Source organism: Bacillus infantis, assembly GCF_008180445.1.
GTDB lineage: Bacteria > Bacillota > Bacilli > Bacillales > Cytobacillaceae > Bacillus_AB > Bacillus_AB infantis_B.
In genome coordinates, this window is the sequence record NZ_VTER01000007.1 from 382,723 (window position 1) to 407,015 (window position 24,293).

The window sequence follows — 24,293 nt, forward strand, 5'->3', positions numbered from 1 at the left end:
TTGTTACAAGTGCATGACAAGCCTTTTACAGATGCTGGGAGCATGTTTGATTCTGGGAGAAGCGGATATTAAAGGAGTGTAAGCCAAAATAACAATTACTGAAAAGGAGATGGAACACATGGCAAACAACAATAACAACGATAAAATGTCCCGTGAGGAAAGAGGCCGCAAAGGCGGAGAAGCAACCAGCAATAACCATGACAAAGAATTCTATCAAGAGATCGGTAAAAAAGGCGGAGAAGCAACATCTGAAAATCACGACAAAGAATTCTATCAGGAAATCGGCCAAAAGGGCGGAGAAGCTACTGCTGATAGCCATGATAAGGAATTCTATCAAGAGATCGGTAAAAAAGGCGGAGAAGCTACTTCTGAAAATCATGACAAGGAATTCTATCAGGAGATCGGCCAAAAGGGCGGAGAAGCTACTTCTGAAAACCATGATAAAGACTTCTACCGCGAAATTGGTGAAAAAGGCGGAAATTCAAGAAACAACAACAACGACTAAGTTTATAATGTAAAGGAAGTTTAAATGAAAGATTCCAGATAGCACGGCAGCCCGTTAACTGATGGCTGCCGTGTTTTTTATTCTTTTTGAGTTCTACTTTTTCCAGCGCCCCATAGATATATTACTAGATTACAAATTCTTAGTGGGGTGAGAGTATGGAAACAATGATCCGCTGTGCACAAAAGGGAGACGAAAAGAAACTGGCCGCATTTTTGAAAAAAGCCAATCTGGGGACTGAAGGCATTTCAGAATCTATCAATTATTTTTTGCTTATGGAAGATGAAGAGGAAAATATTAAGGCGACATTGGGCATCGAGCCTTTAGGAGGCGTGGGCCTCCTCCGCTCACTGGTACTTTCGGAAAGAGCATCTGAAAAAGATCTGCTGCTGCTTGTGGAGCAGATTCTGCGGCTTGCAAGGGAAAGAGAGCTCGAGTCACTATATATGGCGACAAATAAAAAAGGAGCAGCAGAGTTCTTTAAACTGCTTGGCTTTCAGGATGAAAAAGGGGAACTGCCGGAAGAACTGTACAGTTCCGCTCATGTCCAGCATATTCTAACTGTGGATAACTTTTCATTCCTGAAGCTTTCAGTATGAATTGTGGATATATCCACAAAGTTATCCACTATTCTAGAAAAGTTATACACAAATTGTGGACAAAACTTGAGTTATCCTCCATCTTCTTTTATACTTTCAAAAGTGATTGTGGTTTAAAAGCCGAAACAAAGGGTATACGACACAGAATTTGAACAGTATTGAAGGTGGGCATAACGATGAAGACAGAAATTTGGTCAGTGGATAAAAATGTGGATAGTTTAAATGATTATCCACAGATTAAACAGGCAGCTGCTCTTTTAGCCCAAAATGAGACGGTTGCCTTTCCAACTGAGACGGTTTATGGACTCGGTGGAAATGCAAGAAATGACGAAGCAGTCAAGAAGATATTTGAAGCGAAGGGCAGGCCTTCTGACAATCCCCTCATCATTCACATTGCAGACAGGGAACAGCTTGAGGAAATTGTGGAAAGTGTCCCGCCTAGTGCAGATAAGCTGATGGAAGCCTTTTGGCCAGGTCCGCTGACCATCATATTCAATAAAAAAGACGGACAGCTCTCAGAGACAGCAACGGCAGGGCTGAATACGGTCGGCATCAGGATGCCGGACCACCCGGTGGCTCTCGCCATTCTCCGCGAAAGCGGCGTTCCGGTAGCCGCTCCGAGCGCGAACAGATCCGGGCGGCCAAGCCCTACTACTGCCGGACATGTGGAGGAAGATTTGAACGGGAGGATTGCGGGAATTGTGGATGGCGGTCCTACTGGAGTGGGTGTTGAATCCACTGTCCTGGATTGTACGGGAGAGATTCCGGTCATCCTGAGACCTGGCGGTGTAACGAAAGAGCAGCTCGAGCAGGTAGTGGGAGAGGTAGCGGCCGATCCTGCGCTTGCCGATGAGAAGGAGGCGCCGCGCTCCCCAGGCATGAAGTACCGGCATTATGCACCTGATGCTCCCTTATATATAGTAGAAGGAACAAGGGAACGGATTCAGGAATTGGTAAACGAACAGCATGCGGAAGGCCTGAAAGCCGGTGTGCTTACAACGGCAGAAAATGAAAAATTTTACGGAAGCGATTTTACATTTATATGCGGCAGGAGAGCGAATCTGGAAACAGTGGCAGCCTCCCTTTACGAAGCATTACGGAGCTTCAACAGCTCTGGAGTGGATGTGATCTTCAGCGAATCCTTCCCCGCAGAAGGTGTCGGTGAAGCCATCATGAACCGGCTTCTCAAAGCAGCAGGCCATCGAATCATTAAATAATTTTAGTGCCAGGCACCGTCTGTGGACATTTCAATGTGATTTGTCTGGGGGAGGTTCCTGGCATTTTTTAGGCCGCAGGATGCGGGTCATGCGGACGTTGCCACAGGACGTGGCGTACTTAGTCCGCGTTCCTCGATAGAACAGTCGCCTCCGCTTTTCTAATTCTATTTCCCTTTGGACGTGCATATGCTGAATTAGCAAGTCCAAGGAGGAGAATGGATGACTTCGTTTTTTGGGGAACTTATCACGTTGATGTTAATGGCGTTTGCCCTCGGGATGGATGCTTTTTCGGTCGGGCTTGGCATGGGCATGTTTGAGCTGCGCCTGAGGCAAATTTTTAAAATAGGAATAACGATCGGTCTTTTCCATGTGTTCATGCCGCTGTTAGGAATGATGGCCGGGAGGTTCCTGTCGGAGCAGTTCGGCTCTATTGCGGCCTATATCGGGGGAGGGCTGCTGCTGCTGCTCGGTGCCCAGATGATTTGGTCAAGCATCAAGGATGATGATTCAAGCTTGATTACACCCGTTGGTTTCGGCCTGCTCATTTTTGCGTTGAGTGTAAGCCTGGACAGCTTTTCGGTCGGTCTCTCTCTTGGAATCTATGGAGCGAAAACAGCGCTTGTCCTGGTGTGTTTTGGTGCGGCCGCGGCAATTCTGACCTGGGCAGGGCTATTGGCCGGACGCAAGGTTCAGGGATGGCTTGGATCCTACAGCGAAGCACTCGGCGGAGCCATCCTCCTCGCTTTCGGCATAAAGCTGTTATGGCCATTTTTTTAATGCAGGAGGCTATTCATTCATTACGTTGAACGAAGGCATCCGGGTGGGTGTCTTTTTTGTGTTGCATTCCTTTACTGGGCAAGCCGTCTCCGCATTTCGGTTTGTCCGGCTCCAGGGGCTAGAGCCTCGAGTCATAAGTCACTTAGGAATTAAAGGCAAAGAACGCCTTTTATTCCTAAGCGCCTTATGCTGGGCCCGCAGGATGCGGGTCATGCGGACGTTGCCACAGGACGTGGCGTTTTTAGTCCGCGATCCTTAATCTGAGCAAGCCCCTTCCGCACTTCGTGTGAACTTTCTATAAATTTTTCCATGCTTGTCTATTGAAAGTGTGACAATTGGCTTATAATGGAGGGAAAGGGGGCTGCATCGATGAGGCGCGTATTGTTTGTTTGTACTGGTAACACTTGCCGGAGCCCGATGGCAGAGGCGATTTTGAAGAGCAGGGAGCTTCCGGGGGTTGAGGTGAAGTCAGCTGGTGTGTTTGCTGCAAATGGGGGACAGGCCTCCGCACATGCGAAGCAGGTTCTTGAGGAGCAGGGAATTGCCCATGTACATACCTCGAGCGCACTGACGGCAGAGCTGGTTGAATGGGCAGATGTCATTTTGACGATGACGTCCGGGCATAAATGGAATGTGGTCAGCATGTTTGAGGGAGCAGAGGGCAAAACCTTTACACTGACAGAGTTTGCAGGGGAACACGGCGGTGAGATCCTTGATCCATTTGGCGGAAGCCTTGAAATATACAGAGAAACCTTTAATGAACTGAAAAAGCATATCGAACAGATCATCAACAAATTAGAGAAGTAACGACCAGGGGGCAATTATGGAGAAGAAGCGCTATAAATTCGGTTTGAGAAAAAAGCTTGTGCTGTTAACGACCATACTGGCATTCATTACATACACCACGAGTGCGGTGTTCATTTATGGTCTTTTTCCAATTGTGAAGGAGTATCTGCCGTTCGGGGAAGCGGCTTTTAACATTATCACGCTTTCGCTTGGGGCCATGTGGTCCGGTGTATTGACATTCGTTGCGGCCGGCTTTATTACGAAACCGCTGCAAAAGCTGGAGAAGACAGCTCTGAAAGCGGCAGAAGGCGATATCAGGGAAGACGCGGAGCTTTCCAAATCAGATGATGAAATCCGTTCCCTCGGGACGGCGTTCAACCATATGCTTTACAATCTCCGGGAAATGGTCGCGAAAATCGATGAAAACTTTCAAAATACCAATGATAAAGTAATCAGCATTTCACAGGAAGCTTCAGCTGCTGCGGAGCAGGCTGCAAGCATCTCAAGAACGATCGGCGAGATTTCCCTTGGTGCCGACAGCTCAGCTGTGTCGATCCAGGCGACGGCCGAATCGGTCGAGGATGCAACAAGGATTGCTGAAGAAGTGCAGCAGCAGGCGAAAACATCCCAGCAGGTTTCCGGTGAGCTAGTCGATGACCTGAATGAATCAAAGAAAGTCATTCACTCTCTTGTAACTGGAATTACCAAGCTGGCGGAAGATAATCAGGAATCATTGCAGACCGTCAAGCGCCTTGAGGATAATGCGGCGAAGGTAGAGCAGATCATCCAGCTGGTGGGAGATATTGCAGCCCAGACCAACCTGCTGGCGCTGAACGCTTCGATTGAGGCTGCGCGTGCTGGAGAGCACGGCAAAGGCTTTGCCGTCGTGGCAGAGGAAGTCCGGAAGCTGGCTGATGAAAGCGCCAAAGCGGTCCAGGGCATTTCCGAATTGATTAAAAACATCCAGAATGAAGTCCAGAATGTTGTTAAGCAAATTACGGACCAGGTCGAAACGGCATCGGCTGAAGGTAAAAAAGGAGTCAAAACCAATCAGGTCATCGGCGAGATGACGAATACCGTCAACCAGATGGCTTCGTCTGTCACAACGATTTCGAGCCTGGTGGAGCAGCAGATGGAAGGCATCCGCCATTCTGCCACCCAGTCGCAGGAAGTGGCAGCCATTGCGGAGGAAACATCCGCAGGAGCCCAGGAGGTCGCCTCTGCTACAGAAAATCAATCAATGGTCATCTCCAATGTGGAGAAGCTAGCCTATGAGTTGAAGGATGAGGCGGAAAAGCTGAAGGAAACGATCACCAAGTTCAGGGTTTAAACAACAAGAAAGAATCTCTGCGGCACAAGCGGGGATTCTTCTTTATTTCACAGCAGGTGATTTTGCTGATGGATAAATAGGGGAATAGATATAAATATTAATGGAGGTGGATGGGTGAATGAATATAGAGGAGATTATCGCAGGATTGGGCAGCAGGACACCGGCCATCCTGGGAAGCAATAAATTCATAAACTATTCAGTGCTCGTACCGCTGATTGAAAAAGAAGACGGTGTCCATGTCCTTTTTGAGGTCCGGTCCATGGAAATGCGCAGGCAGCCGGGGGAGATTTGCTTTCCGGGCGGCAGGGTCGACAGATCCGATCCGGACGTGAAGCATACAGCAATCAGGGAAACAACCGAAGAGCTTGGAATCCCCATGGATGAAATCAGAGGGACAGTCCCCCTTGACTATATGGTATCCCCGTTTGGCATGATCATCTATCCTTTTGCAGGAATGCTGGAGCCATCCCGGCCTTTCGAGGTTAACCCGAAAGAGGTGGGCGAAGTATTCACCGTGCCGCTCTCCTACCTGCTGAAAACCAAGCCTGAAATTTATAAAATGAATTACAGGCTGGAGCCGGAAAACGGATTTCCTTTTGATCGGATTGCCGGCGGCGAAAACTATAATTGGCAGACAAGGACAATGGAGGAATGCTTCTATTATTTTGAGGATAAGGTCATTTGGGGTTTAACGGCCCGGATCCTGCAGCATTTTATCGAAATTGTTAATGAACTGCCGGAACAGAAATAGGCCCTTCCTGATGGAAAGGCCGCCGGGTTACATAACCCGCTTGGCACCCAGATATTTCTTCGCCCAATAAGAGTCTGTCATTTTTACAACGGTGACGCCTTTTTTTACGGTAACAGCGAAGAATTGATTGTGGCCGGCATAAATGCTCACGAAGGAAGCCTTTTTGCTGCTGCCGCCGGCTGTGTTAAAAAAGACTAGGTCACCCGGCTTCAGGTCTTTCTTCTGAATGGTTTTCCCTGTTTGCTGCATAGCGGCAGAAGTCCTCGGAAGCTTAACGCCTGCTTTGCTGTACACATGCTGCACAAAACCGGAGGCATCAAATCCTTTTTCAGTTGTGCCGCCATATTTGTATTTGATTTTCGCGTGGGTAAGCGCATCTGCATATTCAAAAACGACATTTAATTTTTGTTCAACATTCAGTTTCGGCTGGAGCTTCCCGAAAGTATCGGTGAAAACGTCAGCTGATGCACCTGCAGAATGGAAGGACAATCCTGCCATCAAAACAGAAGCGGCAGCAAGGCCTTTAAATAGATTCTTTTTCATTTGAATTCCTTCTTTCTTCGTTTGTCTTCATTGGTAATTGTAAATGGCAGCGGGAAAAAAATCGTTAAGCATTGTTTACAGTTTCAGGGAACGGGCGTTACTGTTTTGTAACTTTTTTAAAGGCAGATACAGTCCGGCCAGCTTTCTATTTCTGCTCATTTGTGTCAAAATAAAGGAAGAATCGTGTTTATTTAGGAGGTTTTTGTAATGAAGGTTGCAATTGCTTCAGATCATGGCGGAGTGAATATCCGCGAAGAAATGAAACATTTGATGGAAGAAATGGGCATTGAATATGAAGATTTCGGCTGCGAATGCGGCGTTTCGGTCGATTATCCAGATTATGCTCTCCCTGTAGCGCAAAAAGTGGCAGCTGGCGAATTTGATAAAGGGATCCTGATTTGCGGCACAGGGATCGGTATGAGCATTTCCGCCAACAAGGTAAAGGGCATCCGCTGTGCACTGGTCCATGATGTATTCAGTGCCAAAGCGACCCGCCAGCATAATGACAGCAATATCCTTGCCATGGGCGAGCGCGTGATCGGCTCCGGACTTGCCCGGGAAATAGCGAAAACCTGGCTTGAAACCGAGTTTGAAGGCGGACGCCATGCGAACCGGATTGGAAAAATCAAAACCTACGAAGATCTATAAGCAACTGGAAGGGTGATACCATGTTCGAAGAAATTCAGACTGAATTGAGAGAAATCCTGGATGAGTTCGGCGGACAGGTCGCGCTTAACGAAAACAGCGTGCTTGTGGTCGGCTGCAGCACCAGTGAAGTAATCGGCAAAAGGATCGGCACATCCGGCACAGACGAAGCCGCGGCCATCCTCTTTGAAGAGCTGAAGAAGTTTGCCGGACGGACAGGGGCAAGCCTTGCCTTCCAGTGCTGCGAGCATCTGAACAGGGCGCTCGTTGTGGAAAGGCAGACAGCGGATCAGAAGAAACTTGAAGAAGTATCAGTCGTACCGGTGCGCCAGGCCGGGGGTGCCATGGCCTCATATGCCTACAGGCAGTTCAAGGACCCGGCCGTCGTCGAATTCATCAAGGCCGACGCCGGCATCGACATCGGCGACACCCTCATCGGCATGCACCTGAAGCATGTAGCAGTCCCAATCAGAACAAAACAAAAAAGCATCGGCAGCGCCCACGTCACCCTCGCCACCACAAGGCCTAAGCTCATCGGCGGAAGGCGCGCAGTGTATGAGAGGCTGCCGGAGAATGAATCGTGTTAAGGATATTTTTTTGTAAAAAAGGAGTACGGTGTAGAAATTGCCTATACTCCTTTTTGATTTTTTAAAAGCCTGTTTTTAACCACTGACCTGCCAAAAAATTTTAAAGGCACCTGTTGATTGCAGCGGAAGGCGCGTAGACTCCTGTGGGAAATAGCGGAAAAGTTGAGACCCCACAGCGCGCAGCGCGAGGAAGCTCAACTCCGCCCCGCGGAAAGCGAAGTGCCTGCAGCGGAAATCAACAGCCCCATTCACAATACTAAACTAGGATAGACAGCCTTTTCATCAAGGCTGTTTTTTATTTTTCCTAAAAACCTGTAACAAATAGCACCCCCCTGCGTTATCATTATAGCCATTCAAAGAAAGGAGGGAAAAAGCAGTTGGACGCCCGCAGAAAAGAAAAACTCGATGACCTATACTCACACTACGCAAAACCACTGTACTACTACCTGCTCAAGCTTTCCGGCTCAGACCACCTGGCCGAAGAACTTGTGCAGGAAACCTTCGTGCGTGCAACTGTTTCACTCTCTTTTTACCAGCAGGAGGATGTGCGGGCCTGGCTGTTCAAGGTGGCCCGGAATGCCTACTTGGACGAATGGCGAAAACGGCAGCGGCGCAAATGGGTGCCGTTTGCAGACTATCTTTTTTCAAAAGAAGAAATGCTCAGCCCCTACGGCTTGCCTGAAGAAGAAGCCCTGGCTGCCGAGCTGGAGCAGGACGCCGCTGACATGCTGAGGCTGCTGCCGGAAAAATACCGGACTGTCCTCTATTTAAGAGAATATGAGCATTTCAGCTATAAGGAAATACAGGAAGCGCTTGACCTGACAGAAAGCCAGGTGAAGGTCGATCTTCACCGTGCCAGGAAAAAGCTCGCTTCAATTGCAGAAAAGAAAGGATGGAAAAAGGATGGCAGACTGGAGCCCTGATAAAGAAAAGAAAATCCTGACGAAATACCGTTTTGCCCTGACTTTCCGGGTAGTCAAAGTGCTGATTGCTGCATTATTTTTCTTCTGGATATATATGCTGGCCGTCACAATCAGCTATGACAGCCTGCACCTGGATCGGAAACATATTTTCTACACCCAGCTGGCGATGGACTGGACCCAGCCGAATATCCATAAAGACTTTGGCGGATTCGCACAGTCGGAAATCACACCATTTTTCACTCAGAAGATTTCTTACCCTGTAACAAGGCGGGTCGGCAAAGAAGAACAGCCAGCAGGTGAAATGCAGATCAGGAAAGGGCTATTGAACAGCTATTCGGCGCGCACGCTTTCCTATTATCAGCCAGATCAGGAAGGGGGTTTCCGTTTCTACTTTCCTGAAGACCCGAAGACAGGAGGGAACCTGGATGCCGAAGACAGCAATGGCGTTTGGGTGGCATTGGATAAGGTTCATGAGGGAACAGTGGCAGAAGCTGCTTTTTCGACAGACCGGTTTATGGAGCCGGAGGAGCTCTTCACACTTCTTGAGCCATTTGATCTGGACGTCCTCTGGATGCCTTTGTACACAGGTGAATTGAAAACTTTCAAAGGAAACACAGGCAGCGGCGGAAATTCTATATCACCTATTCCGGCCTTCGGTTTGACGGGCGGAAGGGAAATCAGCGATGACCGCATGTCAGAAAGCGAATACGAGTTTACACCGGAAATGCTCGGCAAAAATGAGGAGCTGATGCTCGGACAAATGGAGAAGCTACTAAAGAATGAGCGGAAAAGCTATTATGAAAGATTCCTCGGACTAGGCTATCTTGAAGAAAGGCATGCTTATCTGAAGGAAAATGGCTTCCAGGTATACGGAGCTGTTGTAACGGGTCCGGTCAAGGAGCTGCTGAAGCTGAGAGAGGTCAAAGAGCTGCGCGGCGCCCAGCTTGGCGAGATGGAATATTGGAACTGGACGGAATAGCTTAAGGAAGCCCCGCCTGTTTTTGGCGGGGTGTTGAAGTTGGGTTCCTTTTTAAAACCAAAACATGATAGAATGTAAGAGGATTTTACAAAAAAAGCATACATATGTAGTTTTTCAAAAAGGGAGGATTACAATGAAGCATTTAGCACAGCAGGATGAACAGGTATTTCAATCGATTCAGGATGAATTGAAGCGCCAGAGAACGAAGATCGAATTAATAGCTTCCGAGAATTTCGTGAGTGAAGCGGTGATGGAAGCGCAAGGGTCTGTATTGACCAATAAATACGCCGAGGGCTATCCGGGCAGACGCTATTATGGCGGCTGTGAGCATGTCGATGTGACAGAAAATCTGGCGCGCGACCGTGCGAAGCAGATTTTTGGAGCAGAGCATGCCAACGTCCAGCCTCATTCAGGCGCGCAGGCGAATATGGCTGTTTATTTCACGATCCTGGAAACAGGGGATACTGTCCTTGGCATGAACCTTTCCCATGGCGGACACCTCACCCACGGCAGCCCTGTAAACTTCTCGGGCATCCAATACAACTTCGTTGAGTACGGAGTTGATAAAGACACACACCGCATCAATTATGACGATGTCCTTGAAAAAGCGCGCGAGCATAAGCCGAAGCTGATCGTAGCCGGTGCAAGCGCCTATCCGCGTGAAATCGACTTCAAGCGTTTCCGGGAAATCGCCGATGAAGTCGGTGCTTACCTGATGGTCGACATGGCCCATATTGCCGGCCTGGTCGCAGCGGGACTCCACCAAAATCCTGTGCCATATGCTGACTTTGTAACAACCACTACACATAAAACATTGCGCGGACCGCGCGGCGGCATGATCCTTTGCCGTGAAGAATTCGCTAAGAAGATCGATAAGTCTATCTTCCCTGGCATCCAGGGCGGCCCATTGATGCACGTGATTGCAGCCAAGGCTGTCGCATTCGGCGAAGCACTGCAGGACAGCTTCAAAGATTATGCGCAAAATATCGTTAATAACGCTAAAGCACTGGGAGAAGGACTGAAGGAGGAAGGCATCGACCTCGTTTCCGGCGGTACGGACAATCACCTTCTTCTGATCGATCTCCGCTCCCTCGGCCTGACAGGCAAAGTGGCAGAAAAGGTGCTTGATGAAATCGGCATCACTGTTAATAAAAACACGATTCCATTCGATCCGGAAAGCCCGTTTGTTACCAGCGGCATCCGCATCGGAACAGCTGCAGTCACTTCCCGCGGCTTCGGCGAGAAAGAGATGAAGGAAATCGCATCCCTGATTGCCTTCACCCTCAAGAACCATGAAGACGAAGCAAAGCTTGCAGAAGCAAGCAGCCGTGTGGAGGAACTCACAGGCAGATTCACCCTTTATAAAGAGCTTTAAAATGGAGGGCCTTCCTTTACGGGGGGCTCTTTTTGCGGAGGGCAGCGAAGGGTTGTTACGAATATTTAACAATTTCTGCTCTCAGTTGCCCTTGCATTTATTTTTCTGTAAAATTAGACGAAGTGTAAACGAAACATAGCGAAGAATAAAGGAGAGATTTTCAATGGCAAAAGTATACGTCTTTGATCACCCGCTCATTCAGCACAAGCTTACATACATCAGAGAAAAAAACACCGGCACGAAAGAGTTCCGCGAACTGGTTGATGAGGTCGCAACACTTATGGCCTTTGAAATCACACGCGATATGCCTTTGGAAGAAATCGAAATTGAAACTCCTGTCAGCGTAACAAAATCAAACGTCCTTTCCGGCAAAAAGCTTGGAATTGTGCCAATCCTGCGTGCAGGAATCGGCATGGTGGACGGCATCCTGAAGCTGATCCCGGCTGCCAAGGTTGGGCATATCGGCCTTTACCGCGATCCGGAAACACTTCAGCCGGTTGAATACTATGCCAAGCTGCCAAGCGATGTAGAGGAAAGGGATTTCATCGTAGTCGATCCGATGCTTGCGACAGGCGGATCAGCCATTGAAGCGATGCATTCCCTGAAAAAACGCGGCGCAAAAAACATTAAATTCATGTGCCTGGTTGCTGCCCCTGAAGGTGTGGAAGCAGTAAAAGAAGCACATCCAGACGTAGACATCTACATTGCTGCACTTGACGAAAAGCTGAACGAAAAAGGCTATGTTGTACCAGGCCTTGGCGATGCTGGCGATCGTTTGTTTGGAACTAAATAAGAAGAGGTGTCTTACATGAATCGTCCTATTAAAGTCATGACTATTTTCGGGACAAGGCCGGAAGCCATCAAGATGGCCCCGCTTGTCCTTGAGCTGCAGAAGCACCCTGAGCACTTTGAATCAATTGTCACAGTTACGGCACAGCACCGCCAAATGCTTGACCAGGTGCTGGGTATCTTCAGCATCACGCCTGATTATGACCTGAATATCATGAAAGACCGCCAGACACTGGTCGATGTAACGACCAGGGGGCTGGAAGGCCTTGATAAGGTCATGAAGGAAGCGAAGCCTGATATCGTCCTTGTCCACGGTGATACAACGACGACTTTCATCGCAAGCCTTGCCGCTTTCTACAACCAGATCACGGTTGGCCACGTGGAAGCAGGCCTGCGTACATGGAATAAGTACTCTCCTTTCCCGGAAGAAATGAACCGCCAGCTGACAGGCGTCATGGCAGATATCCACTTCTCGCCTACAGCCATGTCTGCTGAAAACCTGCTCCGGGAAAACAAGAAAAACGAAAGCATCTTCGTGACAGGCAACACAGCCATCGATGCACTGAAAACAACTGTCAAGGATGCCTACTCGCATGAAGTGCTTGAAAAGCTTGGCCATGACAGACTGGTCCTCCTGACGGCCCACCGCCGTGAAAACCTTGGTCAGCCAATGAGGAATATGTTCAAGGCAATCAAGCGGATCGTGGAAGAGCAGCAGGACATCCAAGTGGTATACCCTGTCCACTTGAACCCGGCTGTAAGGGAAGTGGCGGACGAAATCCTTGGAAACGACCCGCGCATCCACCTGATCGAACCGCTGGATGTGATTGATTTCCATAACTTCGCCTCCAGGGCAGAGCTGATCCTCACCGATTCAGGCGGAGTCCAGGAAGAAGCGCCATCACTCGGCGTACCTGTACTTGTCCTGCGCGATACAACTGAAAGGCCTGAAGGAATCGATGCCGGTACTCTAAAGCTTGCCGGTGTTGAAGAACAGCCGATCTATGAAATGGCAACAGAACTTCTCACCAACCGGGCAGCCTACGAAAAAATGGCCAAAGCCACCAACCCGTACGGAGACGGAAACGCCTCTGCCCGGATCGGAGAAGCCATCCGTTACTATTTCAAACAGACAGAAGAAAGACCGGAAGATTATAATCCGAATTAATGGGACCGGCCGCGGAGAGCGGCTGGTTTTTTTAGTTGTTTTGTTAGAGGTAAATGTAAGATGGAAAAATTAGACCGGAAAGTGGGTGGAATTACCGCAGATTTAGGGCGAATAAATAAGGAAAGTAGGGCGAATAATTCCAGAAGTGTGCCGAATCACCGATTGGTGCTGGCAAAAAATGTAACAAGGAAAAATTAAACCGGAAAGTGGGTGGAATCACCGCCATTATAGGTAGAAAAAATAGAATAGCAGGGAGAATAACTCAAGAAGTGTGCCGAATCACCGATTGGTGCTGGCGAAAAATGTAACAAGGAAAAATTAAACCGGAAAGTGGGTAGAATCACCGCCATTTTAGGTAGAAAAAATAGAATAGCAGGGAGAATAACTCAGGAAGTGGGCCGAATCACCGTCTGGTGTTGGCAAAAAATGTAACAAGGGAAAATTAAATCGGAAAGTGGGTAGAATCACCGCAATTTCAGGTAGAAAAAATAGAATAGCAGGGAGAATAACTTAAAGGGTAGGCAGAATAATCATCGGTGTTGTACGATTCGGAGAAGAGTTCACCGCATAAAGGAGGATTTATTCCACAAAAACACGAATACATTCTCGAACTTATACTATCCCGAAGAGGTGAATGCCCATATGATTGCCAAAAAGAGAGTCGTTCCATTGAAAATCAGGCAGCTTGAAGCATTGTTGAGAAGATTGCCGCCCCATCATCCCAAAATCCCCTTGATTGAGCAGGATCTTATCAAGCGCCGAACCGGATACCGCGGAGAAAAGAATGTAGATTATCATCTTTCCTTCCTGCCGGATGAATATCTCATATTTCATGGCCTCCGTTTAGTGCATCTGCATCCTTTCCAGATCGATACCCTTATACTTGCCCCCTCATTTATCACAGCAGCTGAAATCAAGAACATATCCGGCACACTATTTTTTGAAAAACATTCCCATCAAGTAATCAGGCAGTCCAGCAAAGGAGAGGACGGGTTTTCCAATCCGCTGCTGCAAGTCCAGCGGCATAAAGTTCAGCTGCAAGGTTGGATGGAGAAGATGAAGCTTCCAGAACTGCCGATCGAGCCGCTGGTTATTATCAGTTCCAATTCCACAATCATCAAAACCAACCCAGGCAATGAACATATTTACAAAACCGTGATACATGCAGAACAGCTGCCTGGCAAACTGGAAAAGCTCCTGCCATCCTCACCCTCACTAATTCTCAGCAGCAAAGAGTTGAACAAAGTGAAAAGAACTTTTTTAAAAAGCCACGAGCCACTTTATACATCAATCCTGGAATCTTATAATATCTCACCTAAAGAAATCACCCGCGGAATACAATGTCCAGCGTGCGCGCAGTATCCCATGTCCCGAATTTATGGTGGATGGATTTGCCCGGCATGCGCCCGCGAGTCGAAAAACGCTCATATCCGCGCTATTCTCGACTATTTTCTACTGCTGGACAACTCGATCACCAGCCGGAAATGCAGGAATTTCTTATTATATGGTTCCAAAAAGAATACTCATAAATTCTTATCCGCCCTCAACTTCCAATCCTCCGGCACCACAAAAAACCGCCTATACCACTCACCCTCTGAAGAGAACTGGGAGGACCTTGAAAACCTCTTGAATACTCCAGCCCGGCAAAACAAACCCTAAGGAAAAATGCCGAAAGGAGCCTCACATGAAAAAAATTTTCCTCATCATCAGTCTGTTTGCGGTCATGCTCAGTACCCAAGTGAATGCAAGGACACTGCAGATCCCGCCGCTTCCGGCTGAACCGGAGGATGCAGAGCGTGTGGCGATTGTCCTGATGAAAGAAGGGCAAACCGAACAGGACCGGAACATCCTTCTCCGGAAATACCCTGAATTACATCTTAGGCAAAGTTTCCAGGAGGCATTGAACGGTTTTTCAGTAAAGGGGCCAATCAAAACGCTGGACCGGCTTGCCGAAGAAGAGGAAGTCCTGACCATATCCCAGTTGGTCACTTATCAGGCAGAAAATGAGGATGGCATCAGCCTGATTGGCAGCCATACAGTCAGGGGGCTGTTTGATGAGAAGGGGGAGCGGCTGTCGGGGAAGGGTGTCACCATCGGTGTTATTGATACGGGAATTGATTATAATCATCCAGACCTGCGGAGGAATTACGCCGGCGGGCGCGACCTGGTGGACCAGGATAATGATCCGATGGAAACGGTCAGGACGGCAGGAGAGGATACTTTTCACGGAACACATGTGGCGGGAGTGATTGCAGCCAATGGCAAAATGAGGGGAGTGGCGCCTGATGCAAAGATCATTGCCTACCGGGCGCTCGGTCCTGGCGGTGCGGGTACAACGGAGCAGGTGATTGCTGCCGTTGAACAGGCCATCAAGGATAAGGTCGATATATTGAATCTATCGCTCGGCAACAGTGTCAATGGTCCGGATCTGCCCATCAGCCTTGCTTTGAATAAAGCAGTCGATAAGGGCATTACCGCTGTCACTTCATCTGGAAATTCAGGACCGAACACCTGGACGGTCGGCTCGCCGGGTACTGCCTCCAAAGCGATATCGGTAGGCGCCTCTACACCAAAGCTGCGGATTCCATATCTTGATTTCGGAAGCGGAAAGAAAGTGAAACTGAATCCCCTACAAGGCTCTTCTCTCTGGAGTTTAGACCGCTCCTATGAGCTGGCATTCGGCGGGCTTGGCAAACCAGAAGAGCTAATGCAGACAAAAGGTAAAATTGCCCTCATTCAGAGGGGAGGCCTTACCTTTTCACAAAAAGCCAAAAATGCCAGGCAGGCAGGCGCGATTGCAGTCATTATCTACAATAATACAGACGGAAGCTTTGCAGGCAATCTAGAGGAGGATGCAGGCCTGCCAGTTGTGTCGCTCTCTAAGCAGGATGGGGAGCAGTTGAGAAAGCGCCTGCAGGAAGAAACGGTGCTGGCCCGGACATATATAATAGAAGAAAAGGATATTCTTGCCGATTTCAGCTCCCGCGGACCTGTGACCGATACTTGGGAAATCAAGCCAGATGTACTTGCCCCGGGTGTGGCTATCAGCAGTACGGTTCCCGGGGGATATCTGCCATTGCAGGGAACGAGCATGGCCTCACCCCATGTGGCAGGTGCATGTGCGCTGATTAAACAGGCCCATCCTGATTGGAGTCCGGAAGAAATCAAAGCTTCGCTCATGAATACGGCTCTGCCTCTTTATAATGAAGAAGGCATGCTGTACAGGACCTATGAACAAGGGGCAGGCCGAATCCAGGTCGAAGAAGCGGTGAAGACCCCTGCCTTAGTGACGCCTGGTTCACTTCAGTTTGGCAAGTTCAAGATAGCCGGCCGCGAAAATGAGCATGTACGGTATCTGACTGTTGAAAATACAGGCAGTCGAACAGAATCGTATTCATTCGCTGTACCCGCTAATATAAGGGGGATTGAATGGGAGATGCCGCTCGCCTTTCGCCTTGAACCCGGGGGGCAAAAGAAGGTCGCTATCAAGATGAGAATAGACCCGGAAGAGTTCAAACAGAAAATTCATGATGGGCGGCTTGTCCTGAACGCCGGAAGCAGGAAAGTCAGCATCCCGTATTTGTATGTCCTCGAGGAGCCGGACTACCCGCGAGTAATGGGGTTCGATTTTGGCAGGGGAGATAACGGAGGGAGCTATCGTTATGAAGTCTACCTTCCTGGCGGGGCGGAAGAATTCGGGATTGCGCTGTTTGATCCTGATACACTCCGGTTCATTCAATTCCTTGACTGGAAGAGGGGAGCAGGCAAAGGGCAGATCCGCAAGGAATTAGCAACCGATGATCTGCCTCCGGACGGTGTCTACATTGCTCAGGTGTTTGCAAGGAAAGCCGGCAGGCAGGATATGATTGAGGCCTATCTGGAGGTAAAAAAAGAAGAAGATGAGGGTGCGATTGGAGCGAGATAATGCCTCGCTCCAATTGCAAGTTATTATTCGAAAAAAAATCCGAAAATAGTGTGAACAAAGACTTTTCCGTTACGGGAGATTGTGAACTTTTTCACTCCGAATGCATTGACATTGACAGATGCCTATTGTATGCTTACAAAGGGTATAAAATGATAGGGTTTTCACAGATTTCATGCGGAAGAAAATTACCTCAATCTGCATGATATCAACAATGAAAACACTTACCTCAATTCAAACACCATTCTCTTTTCACTAGCAGGAAATCCTGCATTCTCAAGACTTAAATTCGTCAAAGGAATACATTTCCAGTGTGGAGGATGCGTTATCATGCGTCGAAAAGACCGCCACCCGTTTCAAGCCATGGCTTTAATGTCCGCCATCCTTTCCCAATTAGTAGGCTCCGTCCTGATCGGCATCTTCCTTGGAAGATGGCTTGATGATGTGATTGGAACCGAGCCGTTATTCCTGATAGTCGGATTGCTTATAGGATTGGCCGCAGGGACTTATGCCATGCTTCACCTGGTCAGACGTTTCTTTACAGGAGACTAACAGCCTATGCCAGACCTCAAAACAATGTTTATACGGCAGTGCAAATACATATTCCTACTGCTGTCAGTCTATGTGCTCGGCTGGGGGTTCACCTCTTATCAATCTATTTTTATGGGGCTGATATTGGGGACAAGCCTGAGCCTGTTCAATTTATGGCTGATGGTAAGGAAGACGGACCAGCTTGGGGAAGCGGCAGCCAATGGCCAAAGGATGCGGTCGCTCGGGATGCTGTCGAGGATGGCGACGGCAGTGCTTGCCGTCATGATCAGCATGAAGTACCCGGATGAGGTGCACCTGATCAGCGTAGTTCTGGGATTAATGACATCATATATTGTCATTATGATAGATTATTTTCTTCAACTTTTTGTTTTACGTAAATAGCCGGGAAGAGAGGTGAATACTGTGCATCATGAAGCACCTATAGTTGAATTTCTTGGTTTGAACTTCAACTTGGCAAACATGTTGATGATTACAGTTGCCAGTGCCATTGTTTTCATCATCGCTGTTCTTTCCACTCGTACGCTCGCCATGAAACCAACCGGAATGCAGAACTTTTTCGAATGGATCATGGATTTTGTAAAAAACATCATCAACAGTACGATGGACTGGAAAGATGGCGGAAGATTCCATATCCTTGGAATCACCATTATTATGTATGTTTTTGTTTCAAATATGCTGGGGCTTCCGTTCTCCGTGGTCATCAATGACCAATTATGGTGGAAATCGCCTACAGCAGACCCTGCCGTAACGCTGACTTTGGCAGTTATGGTAGTTGGATTATCGCACTATTACGGTGTAAAGCTTCGGGGAGTAGGGGAATACGGAAAAGAATTTTTCCGTCCATTCTGGTTCATGTTCCCGATCAAGATCATCGAGGAGTTTGCCAACACGCTTACACTCGGCCTTCGTCTTTATGGTAACATCTATGCGGGTGAAATCCTGCTGACACTGATTGCCGGAAGCCTGGCATCAGGATGGGTTGGACATCTGGCCGCGATTGTACCAATGCTTGCATGGCAAGGGTTCTCAATATTTGTCGGCGCAATCCAGGCATTTATTTTCTGTATGTTAACAATGGTTTATCTCTCTCATAAAGTGAGCTCTGACCATTAATATATACCTGTTCATTCTATGAACAAAACATCAAACACTATATTAATTTATACAATCCTAAGGAGGAAATTTATAATGGGTCTTTTAGCAGCAGCAATTGCAATTGGTTTGGCAGCACTAGGTGCCGGTATTGGTAACGGTCTTATCGTATCACGTACAGTTGAGGGGATTGCCCGTCAGCCGGAAGCTCGCGGAATGCTTCAAACAACTATGTTCATCGGGGTAGCGTTAGTTGAGGCCGTGCCGATCATCGCAGTTGTTATCGCGTTCATGGTTATTGGTCAATAATTATAAGCAGAACACATAATGGCGAAGATCATGGATGTGACCCTTCGCCATTCCTTTATGCCCAGGTGCGGATGCGCCTTAATCTTGGAGGTCCGCTTAGCCTGTGCAGGCGGATGCAAACTGGCTTTTTGAATCTGAAAGAACCGAATTCATATGATGAAATTCGTTAACTTGTTGATAGGGAAAGTGGAAGACTCTTGAAGGGAGTGAATCGAGGGTGTTAGCAAGCAATTTAGTATTAGGCGCTGCAGAAGGCGCAGCACATACAGCATTCAACGGCGGGGATATCTTATTCCAGCTGGCTATGTTTATCATTTTGTTGGCATTGCTCAAGAAATTTGCATGGGGTCCTTTAATGGGCATCATGAAACAGCGTGAAGAGCATATTGCCAATGAAATCGGCGCGGCTGAACAAAGCCGTGTTGAAGCAAATAAGCTTCTGGAAGAGCAGAGAAGCCTTCTGAAAGAAGCACGCACAGACGCTCAGAACCTGATCGAAGGTGCGAAGAAGCAAGGCGACGTGCAGCGCGAGGAAATCATCGCCGCAGCGCGTGCTGAAGCAGAGCGCGTCAAAGAATCAGCTAAGCTGGAAATCGATCAGCAGAAAGAAAAAGCAGTTGCCGCAATCCGCGAGCAGGTTGCTTCACTGTCTGTCCTTATTGCTTCCAAGGTTATTGAGAAGGAACTGAGTGCAGCAGACCAGGAAAAGCTGATCAATGAATACATTCAAGAGGCAGGAGAAAACCGATGAGCGGCTCTACAGTAGCAAAGCGCTATGCGTTGGCTCTGTTCCAGCTTGCGAATGAACATCAGCTTCTTGGCCAAATGGAAGAAGACCTTCGCATCGTCAAAGATGTCGTAAACAATAATAAGGGCCTGGATGCAGTCCTGAAATCCCCGAAACTTGAGAATGATGAGAAGAAAGGGATCATCAAAACTGCCTTCGCGTCTGTTAATCCTTTAGTACTTAATACACTTATGCTATTGATTGACCGCCACCGTGAAGATCAATTCTCTGATCTTGCGGAGGAGTTCATCAGCCTTGCGAATGACGCAAGGGGCATTGCGGAAGCAAAGGTCTACTCAGTCCGTCCGCTGACAGAGGCTGAGAGCAGCGAGCTATCTGCTGCATTTGCATCAAGGGTCGGAAAAACGTCCCTCCGCATCGAGAATATCGTGGACCCGGGCCTGCTCGGCGGCATCAAGCTCCGCATCGGAAACAGGATTTTCGACGGCAGCATGCGCGGCAAGCTGGAACGTCTGGAACGTCAATTATTAAGCTAAGATTTATAGATAGGGGTGAAACTCATGAGCATCAAAGCTGAAGAAATCAGTGCGCTGATAAAAAAGCAGATCGAAAACTATCAGTCGGAAATTCAAGTGAGTGATGTAGGTACAGTTATCCAGATCGGTGACGGTATCGCCCGTGCTCATGGCCTCGACAATGTCATGGCTGGAGAACTTGTTGAATTTTCAAACGGCGTTATGGGTATGGCACAAAACCTTGAAGAAAATAACGTCGGTATTATCATCCTTGGCCCATATACTGAAATCCGTGAAGGAGATGAGGTCCGCCGTACGGGCCGCATCATGGAGGTTCCTGTCGGGCCTGAGCTGATCGGGCGAGTAGTCAACCCGCTTGGACAGCCTGTTGATGGCATGGGGCCAATCAACACAACAAAAACACGTCCGATCGAAAGCCCTGCACCTGGCGTTATGGACCGTAAATCTGTTCATGAGCCGCTGCAGACTGGTATCAAAGCAATCGACGCACTTGTGCCAATCGGGCGCGGACAGCGTGAGCTTATCATCGGTGACCGCCAGACTGGTAAAACTTCCGTTGCCATCGATACAATCCTGAACCAGAAGGACCAGGATATGGTATGTATCTATGTAGCAATCGGGCAAAAAGAATCTACTGTACGTAATGCAGTAGAAACGCTCCGCAAGACTGGTGCATTAGAGTACACAATCGTTGTGACTGCTTCTGCATCACAGCCTGCTCCATTATTGTTCCTTGCTCCTTATGCAGGTGTAACATTTGGTGAAGAATTCATGTACAACGGCAAGCACGTTCTTGTTGTATACGATGACCTTACAAAACAAGCGGCTGCTTACCGTGAGCTTTCACTATTATTGCGCCGTCCTCCAGGACGTGAAGCATATCCAGGGGATGTATTCTACCTGCACAGCCGCCTTCTTGAGCGTGCTGCAAAGCTGAGCGATGCGAAGGGCGCAGGTTCAATCACTGCACTTCCTTTCATTGAAACACAGGCAGGGGATGTATCTGCATACATTCCAACTAACGTTATCTCTATCACTGACGGACAAATCTTCCTTCAGTCTGACCTGTTCTTCTCAGGCGTACGCCCTGCGATCAACGCTGGTCTTTCTGTATCACGCGTCGGCGGATCTGCACAGATCAAAGCCATGAAAAAGGTATCCGGTACACTGCGTCTGGACCTTGCATCATACCGTGAGCTTGAAGCATTTGCCCAGTTCGGATCTGACCTTGATAAAGCAACACAAGCGAAGCTTAACCGCGGTGCCCGTACAGTTGAGGTACTGAAGCAGGATCTTAACAAGCCGCTTAAGGTTGAAAAGCAGGTAGCCATCCTGTATGCATTGACACGCGGCTTCCTAGACGATATCCCTGTCCAGGACATCCGCCGTTTCGAAGCTGAATTCCTTACATGGCTTGACCATAACAAGAAAGATTTGTTAGACCATATCGCTACAACGAGAGAGCTTCCTGCTGACGATGATATGGCTTCTGCGATCAACAGCTTCAAAAAGACTTTCGCAGTAACCGAGTAATAGCGCAGGTCCCAAGCAGAAAAAGCCTGATTCAGGCTTTTTCCCTTGAGGATGGATATCGCTGTTAAAGGTCTGACAATAGAAGGGCTGCCGGGGCTGCTCCTATGCGGGCAGGCTCTCAGCCTGACATTCTTTGAAAAGGGTGGTGAGAACCTGTGGCATCATTGCGCGATATAAAAAATAGGATCACTTCTACAAAGAAGACGAGCCAAATCACAAAGGCCATGCAAATGGTATCTGCGGCAAAAATGAACCGTGCAGAAATGAATGCTAAATCATTCGTTCCCTACATGGAAAAAATCCAGGAAGTTACTGCCAGCATCGCACTGGGAAGCACTGACGTATCCCATCCAATGCTGACATCCCGTCCCGTTAAAAAGACAGGATACCTGGTCATCACATCCGACCGCGGATTGGCCGGGGCATACAACAGCAATATCTTGCGGACTGTATACCAGACCATCCAAAAACGCCATAAATCAAGTGATGAGTATGCAATCATCGCCATCGGCCGCATTGGGCGCGATTTCTTTAGGAAGCGCGGCATGAACGTCCTCCTGGATATCGTGGCAGTTGCGGACCAGCCTGCTTTTGCGGAGATCAAAGATATCGCCAGCAAAACAGTCGGCATGTTTTCAGACGAAACATTTGATGAACTATATATCTACTACAGCCATTATGTCAGTGCAATTCAGCAGGATGTAACAGAGAAGAAGCTTCTTCCGCTGACGGATATTTCTTCTTCCGGCGGCAAGCTTACATCCTATGAATTCGAGCCTTCTGCAGAAGATATTCTGGAAGTCCTGCTTCCGCAATATGCAGAAAGCCTGATCTATGGCGCGCTGCTGGACAGCAAGGCCAGTGAGCACGCGGCCCGTATGACAGCGATGCAGAGTGCGACGGATAATGCGAAAGAGCTTATCAATTCGCTTAGCCTAAGCTACAACCGAGCGCGTCAGGCGGCCATTACCCAGGAAATTACCGAAATCGTCGGCGGCGCGGCAGCGCTGGAATAATAAATGCCAGTCCTTGATGCTTTTAGAAGCAGCTGCTTAAGTGCCTTCACTGCTGATGGCGCCATAGCATCTGCATCTTACATCACAGGCCAGGCAAAGCAAGATAGAGATGCCCGACTGATATCATGCCAGGCGCAATCCTCTATTGAATTGAAATATTAGGAGGGAAAATGATGAACAAAGGACGCGTTCTTCAAATCATGGGTCCGGTTGTTGACGTAAAGTTTGACAGCGGCGAGCTTCCGCAAATCTACAATGCATTAACAATCTCAGTCCCTGCGCGTAACGAATCTGAAGTTGCAATCAGCTTAACCCTTGAAGTTGCCCTTCACTTAGGTGATGATACAGTTCGTACTATTGCCATGGCTTCTACTGACGGTTTAACCCGTGGTGCTGAAGTTATTGACACTGGTGCACCTATCTCTGTACCAGTTGGGGATATCACTCTTGGACGTGTATTCAACGTACTTGGTGAAACAATCGACCTTGACCCGGCACTCCAAGCCGGCATCCGTCGCGACTCCATCCACAGGGAAGCACCTAAATTCGAGCAACTTTCAACTGAGGTTGAAATCCTTGAAACTGGAATTAAAGTAGTAGACCTTCTTGCACCTTACATCAAAGGCGGTAAAATCGGTCTATTCGGCGGTGCGGGTGTAGGTAAAACCGTTCTGATCCAGGAATTGATCAACAACATCGCCCAAGAGCACGGCGGTATCTCCGTATTCGCCGGTGTCGGCGAGCGTACACGTGAAGGTAATGACCTTTACCACGAGATGACCGACTCAGGCGTAATCAAGAAAACGGCGATGGTATTCGGCCAGATGAACGAGCCGCCGGGAGCGCGTATGCGTGTTGCCCTGACAGGTTTGACAATGGCTGAATTCTTCCGTGATGATCAAGGACAGGACGTTCTTTTCTTCATGGATAACATCTTCCGTTTCACACAGGCAGGTTCTGAGGTTTCCGCCCTGTTAGGCCGTATGCCTTCAGCGGTAGGTTACCAGCCTACATTGGCAACAGAAATGGGACGCCTTCAGGAACGTATCACATCTACTAATGTAGGTTCTGTTACTTCCATCCAGGCAATCTATGTACCAGCCGATGACTATACGGATCCGGCTCCTGCAACAACGTTCGCTCACTTGGATGCGACGACTAACCTTGAGCGTAAGCTTTCTGAGATGGGTATCTACCCTGCGGTGGATCCTCTTGCTTCAACTTCCCGTGCCCTGTCGCCGGAAATCGTTGGAGAAGAGCACTACTCAGTAGCGCGCCAGGTTCAATCAACGCTTCAGCGTTACAGAGAACTTCAGGATATCATCGCGATCCTCGGTATGGATGAGCTTTCTGACGAAGACAAGCTTGTTGTACACCGTGCACGCCGTATCCAGTTCTATCTATCACAGAACTTCCACGTTGCCGAGCAGTTCACTGGCCAAAAAGGTTCTTACGTTCCGGTTAAAGAAACTGTTAAAGGCTTCAAAGAAATTCTTGAAGGCAAATACGACCATCTTCCAGAAGATGCTTTCCGCCTTGTCGGAACGATCGAAGACGTGCTTGAAAATGCGAAAAGCATGGGCGTAGAGGTCTAATTTCGGACCAGGAGGGTAA

26 protein-coding genes are annotated in these 24,293 nt (G+C 48.4%); 25 read left to right on the forward strand and 1 reads right to left on the reverse strand.

All coding sequences use genetic code 11. From position 1 onward, the window contains the following. Positions 1–118 precede the first annotated feature (118 nt). The 7 genes from gsiB (at position 119) to FZD51_RS15995 (ending at position 5,962) form a co-directional block, all read left to right on the forward strand. Positions 119–505, forward strand: coding sequence for a glucose starvation-inducible protein GsiB (gene gsiB / locus FZD51_RS15965; RefSeq protein WP_129613010.1), 387 nt, complete (start codon positions 119–121; stop codon positions 503–505). Positions 506–660: 155 nt separating this feature from the next. Continuing rightward, on the forward strand, positions 661–1,101 hold the full coding sequence (locus FZD51_RS15970) for a GNAT family N-acetyltransferase (protein ID WP_148975674.1): 441 nt from the start codon (positions 661–663) through the stop codon (positions 1,099–1,101). A 176-nt stretch (positions 1,102–1,277) separates the two neighbouring features. Further along, entirely contained in the window at positions 1,278–2,318 is a 1,041-nt protein-coding gene (locus FZD51_RS15975) for an L-threonylcarbamoyladenylate synthase (RefSeq protein WP_148975675.1), read from the forward strand. A gap of 219 nt (positions 2,319–2,537) precedes the next feature. Then, complete coding sequence (locus tag FZD51_RS15980; RefSeq protein WP_148975676.1) at positions 2,538–3,095, forward strand: manganese efflux pump MntP; 558 nt, start codon at positions 2,538–2,540, stop codon at positions 3,093–3,095. Positions 3,096–3,464: 369 nt separating this feature from the next. After that, the gene (locus FZD51_RS15985; protein ID WP_148975677.1) at positions 3,465–3,902 is read left to right on the forward strand and encodes a low molecular weight protein arginine phosphatase; all 438 of its coding nucleotides are present in this window, start codon (positions 3,465–3,467) and stop codon (positions 3,900–3,902) included. Between the two features lie 16 nt (positions 3,903–3,918). Next, positions 3,919–5,211, forward strand: coding sequence for a methyl-accepting chemotaxis protein (locus tag FZD51_RS15990; protein WP_187445788.1), 1,293 nt, complete (start codon positions 3,919–3,921; stop codon positions 5,209–5,211). Between the two features lie 118 nt (positions 5,212–5,329). Next, positions 5,330–5,962 (forward strand): NUDIX hydrolase, encoded by a 633-nt coding sequence (locus FZD51_RS15995; RefSeq protein ID WP_148975679.1) that lies wholly within the window; start codon positions 5,330–5,332, stop codon positions 5,960–5,962. A 27-nt stretch (positions 5,963–5,989) separates the two neighbouring features. Here FZD51_RS15995 and FZD51_RS16000 read toward each other — a convergent pair whose 3' ends face one another. After that, positions 5,990–6,505 (reverse strand): C40 family peptidase, encoded by a 516-nt coding sequence (locus FZD51_RS16000; RefSeq protein ID WP_148975680.1) that lies wholly within the window; start codon positions 6,503–6,505, stop codon positions 5,990–5,992. A 207-nt stretch (positions 6,506–6,712) separates the two neighbouring features. Between FZD51_RS16000 and rpiB the strand changes: the two genes are divergently transcribed. From rpiB to atpD, 18 genes are all read left to right on the forward strand, one after another. Then, complete coding sequence (rpiB, locus tag FZD51_RS16005; protein WP_148975681.1) at positions 6,713–7,153, forward strand: ribose 5-phosphate isomerase B; 441 nt, start codon at positions 6,713–6,715, stop codon at positions 7,151–7,153. Positions 7,154–7,173: 20 nt separating this feature from the next. Continuing rightward, entirely contained in the window at positions 7,174–7,737 is a 564-nt protein-coding gene (locus FZD51_RS16010) for a TIGR01440 family protein (protein WP_148975682.1), read from the forward strand. A 377-nt stretch (positions 7,738–8,114) separates the two neighbouring features. Continuing rightward, on the forward strand, positions 8,115–8,660 hold the full coding sequence (locus tag FZD51_RS16015; protein ID WP_148975683.1) for a sigma-70 family RNA polymerase sigma factor: 546 nt from the start codon (positions 8,115–8,117) through the stop codon (positions 8,658–8,660). Next, positions 8,641–9,639, forward strand: coding sequence for an anti-sigma factor (locus FZD51_RS16020; RefSeq protein ID WP_148975684.1), 999 nt, complete (start codon positions 8,641–8,643; stop codon positions 9,637–9,639). The genes FZD51_RS16015 and FZD51_RS16020 overlap by 20 nt, the downstream gene beginning before the upstream one ends. A 133-nt stretch (positions 9,640–9,772) precedes the next feature. Further along, on the forward strand, positions 9,773–11,014 hold the full coding sequence (locus FZD51_RS16025) for a serine hydroxymethyltransferase (protein WP_148975685.1): 1,242 nt from the start codon (positions 9,773–9,775) through the stop codon (positions 11,012–11,014). A 163-nt stretch (positions 11,015–11,177) separates the two neighbouring features. Then, on the forward strand, positions 11,178–11,807 hold the full coding sequence (gene upp / locus FZD51_RS16030; RefSeq protein WP_009792624.1) for a uracil phosphoribosyltransferase: 630 nt from the start codon (positions 11,178–11,180) through the stop codon (positions 11,805–11,807). A 15-nt stretch (positions 11,808–11,822) separates the two neighbouring features. Then, positions 11,823–12,971 carry a non-hydrolyzing UDP-N-acetylglucosamine 2-epimerase gene (wecB, locus tag FZD51_RS16035; RefSeq protein WP_022544502.1) on the forward strand — a complete coding sequence of 383 codons (1,149 nt, stop codon included), beginning with the start codon at positions 11,823–11,825 and terminating at the stop codon, positions 12,969–12,971. 642 nt (positions 12,972–13,613) lie between these two features. Next, positions 13,614–14,630, forward strand: coding sequence for a nuclease-related domain-containing protein (locus FZD51_RS16040; protein ID WP_148975686.1), 1,017 nt, complete (start codon positions 13,614–13,616; stop codon positions 14,628–14,630). Positions 14,631–14,655: 25 nt separating this feature from the next. Beyond that, on the forward strand, positions 14,656–16,896 hold the full coding sequence (locus FZD51_RS16045; protein WP_148975687.1) for a S8 family serine peptidase: 2,241 nt from the start codon (positions 14,656–14,658) through the stop codon (positions 16,894–16,896). 327 nt (positions 16,897–17,223) lie between these two features. Next, positions 17,224–17,445 (forward strand): AtpZ/AtpI family protein, encoded by a 222-nt coding sequence (locus FZD51_RS16050; RefSeq protein ID WP_022544500.1) that lies wholly within the window; start codon positions 17,224–17,226, stop codon positions 17,443–17,445. Between the two features lie 6 nt (positions 17,446–17,451). Continuing rightward, on the forward strand, positions 17,452–17,826 hold the full coding sequence (locus FZD51_RS16055; protein WP_148975688.1) for an ATP synthase subunit I: 375 nt from the start codon (positions 17,452–17,454) through the stop codon (positions 17,824–17,826). A 21-nt stretch (positions 17,827–17,847) separates the two neighbouring features. Continuing rightward, on the forward strand, positions 17,848–18,558 hold the full coding sequence (gene atpB / locus FZD51_RS16060; protein WP_148975689.1) for a F0F1 ATP synthase subunit A: 711 nt from the start codon (positions 17,848–17,850) through the stop codon (positions 18,556–18,558). Positions 18,559–18,633: 75 nt separating this feature from the next. Next, the gene (atpE, locus tag FZD51_RS16065) at positions 18,634–18,846 is read left to right on the forward strand and encodes a F0F1 ATP synthase subunit C (protein ID WP_009792631.1); all 213 of its coding nucleotides are present in this window, start codon (positions 18,634–18,636) and stop codon (positions 18,844–18,846) included. Between the two features lie 217 nt (positions 18,847–19,063). Continuing rightward, positions 19,064–19,597, forward strand: coding sequence for a F0F1 ATP synthase subunit B (atpF, locus tag FZD51_RS16070; RefSeq protein WP_009792632.1), 534 nt, complete (start codon positions 19,064–19,066; stop codon positions 19,595–19,597). Next, entirely contained in the window at positions 19,594–20,130 is a 537-nt protein-coding gene (locus FZD51_RS16075; RefSeq protein ID WP_009792633.1) for a F0F1 ATP synthase subunit delta, read from the forward strand. Before atpF ends, FZD51_RS16075 begins: the two co-directional genes overlap by 4 nt. A 24-nt stretch (positions 20,131–20,154) precedes the next feature. Further along, the gene (gene atpA, locus FZD51_RS16080) at positions 20,155–21,663 is read left to right on the forward strand and encodes a F0F1 ATP synthase subunit alpha (protein ID WP_148975690.1); all 1,509 of its coding nucleotides are present in this window, start codon (positions 20,155–20,157) and stop codon (positions 21,661–21,663) included. Positions 21,664–21,818: 155 nt separating this feature from the next. Continuing rightward, the gene (locus FZD51_RS16085) at positions 21,819–22,679 is read left to right on the forward strand and encodes a F0F1 ATP synthase subunit gamma (protein WP_148975691.1); all 861 of its coding nucleotides are present in this window, start codon (positions 21,819–21,821) and stop codon (positions 22,677–22,679) included. A gap of 173 nt (positions 22,680–22,852) precedes the next feature. Further along, a complete protein-coding gene (gene atpD / locus FZD51_RS16090) occupies positions 22,853–24,274 on the forward strand; it encodes a F0F1 ATP synthase subunit beta (protein WP_009792637.1) in 1,422 nt (473 codons plus the stop codon). Positions 24,275–24,293 lie beyond the last annotated feature (19 nt).

Bases quoted from the DNA above. Each gene is read 5' to 3' on its own strand.
- atpD (WP_009792637.1), top strand. From the start codon at position 22,853: ATGAACAAAGGACGCGTTCTTCAAATCATGGGTCCGGTTGTTGACGTA.
- FZD51_RS16040 (WP_148975686.1), top strand. From the start codon at position 13,614: ATGATTGCCAAAAAGAGAGTCGTTCCATTGAAAATCAGGCAGCTTGAA.
- FZD51_RS15980 (WP_148975676.1), top strand. From the start codon at position 2,538: ATGACTTCGTTTTTTGGGGAACTTATCACGTTGATGTTAATGGCGTTT.
- FZD51_RS16055 (WP_148975688.1), top strand. From the start codon at position 17,452: ATGCCAGACCTCAAAACAATGTTTATACGGCAGTGCAAATACATATTC.
- wecB (WP_022544502.1), top strand. From the start codon at position 11,823: ATGAATCGTCCTATTAAAGTCATGACTATTTTCGGGACAAGGCCGGAA.
- FZD51_RS16000 (WP_148975680.1), bottom strand. From the start codon at position 6,505: ATGAAAAAGAATCTATTTAAAGGCCTTGCTGCCGCTTCTGTTTTGATG.
- gsiB (WP_129613010.1), top strand. From the start codon at position 119: ATGGCAAACAACAATAACAACGATAAAATGTCCCGTGAGGAAAGAGGC.
- atpE (WP_009792631.1), top strand. From the start codon at position 18,634: ATGGGTCTTTTAGCAGCAGCAATTGCAATTGGTTTGGCAGCACTAGGT.
- FZD51_RS16045 (WP_148975687.1), top strand. From the start codon at position 14,656: ATGAAAAAAATTTTCCTCATCATCAGTCTGTTTGCGGTCATGCTCAGT.
- FZD51_RS15985 (WP_148975677.1), top strand. From the start codon at position 3,465: ATGAGGCGCGTATTGTTTGTTTGTACTGGTAACACTTGCCGGAGCCCG.
- FZD51_RS15970 (WP_148975674.1), top strand. From the start codon at position 661: ATGGAAACAATGATCCGCTGTGCACAAAAGGGAGACGAAAAGAAACTG.
- FZD51_RS16025 (WP_148975685.1), top strand. From the start codon at position 9,773: ATGAAGCATTTAGCACAGCAGGATGAACAGGTATTTCAATCGATTCAG.
- FZD51_RS16050 (WP_022544500.1), top strand. From the start codon at position 17,224: ATGCGTCGAAAAGACCGCCACCCGTTTCAAGCCATGGCTTTAATGTCC.
- FZD51_RS16075 (WP_009792633.1), top strand. From the start codon at position 19,594: ATGAGCGGCTCTACAGTAGCAAAGCGCTATGCGTTGGCTCTGTTCCAG.
- FZD51_RS16020 (WP_148975684.1), top strand. From the start codon at position 8,641: ATGGCAGACTGGAGCCCTGATAAAGAAAAGAAAATCCTGACGAAATAC.
- atpA (WP_148975690.1), top strand. From the start codon at position 20,155: ATGAGCATCAAAGCTGAAGAAATCAGTGCGCTGATAAAAAAGCAGATC.
- FZD51_RS15995 (WP_148975679.1), top strand. From the start codon at position 5,330: ATGAATATAGAGGAGATTATCGCAGGATTGGGCAGCAGGACACCGGCC.
- FZD51_RS16010 (WP_148975682.1), top strand. From the start codon at position 7,174: ATGTTCGAAGAAATTCAGACTGAATTGAGAGAAATCCTGGATGAGTTC.
- upp (WP_009792624.1), top strand. From the start codon at position 11,178: ATGGCAAAAGTATACGTCTTTGATCACCCGCTCATTCAGCACAAGCTT.
- rpiB (WP_148975681.1), top strand. From the start codon at position 6,713: ATGAAGGTTGCAATTGCTTCAGATCATGGCGGAGTGAATATCCGCGAA.
- FZD51_RS15990 (WP_187445788.1), top strand. From the start codon at position 3,919: ATGGAGAAGAAGCGCTATAAATTCGGTTTGAGAAAAAAGCTTGTGCTG.
- FZD51_RS15975 (WP_148975675.1), top strand. From the start codon at position 1,278: ATGAAGACAGAAATTTGGTCAGTGGATAAAAATGTGGATAGTTTAAAT.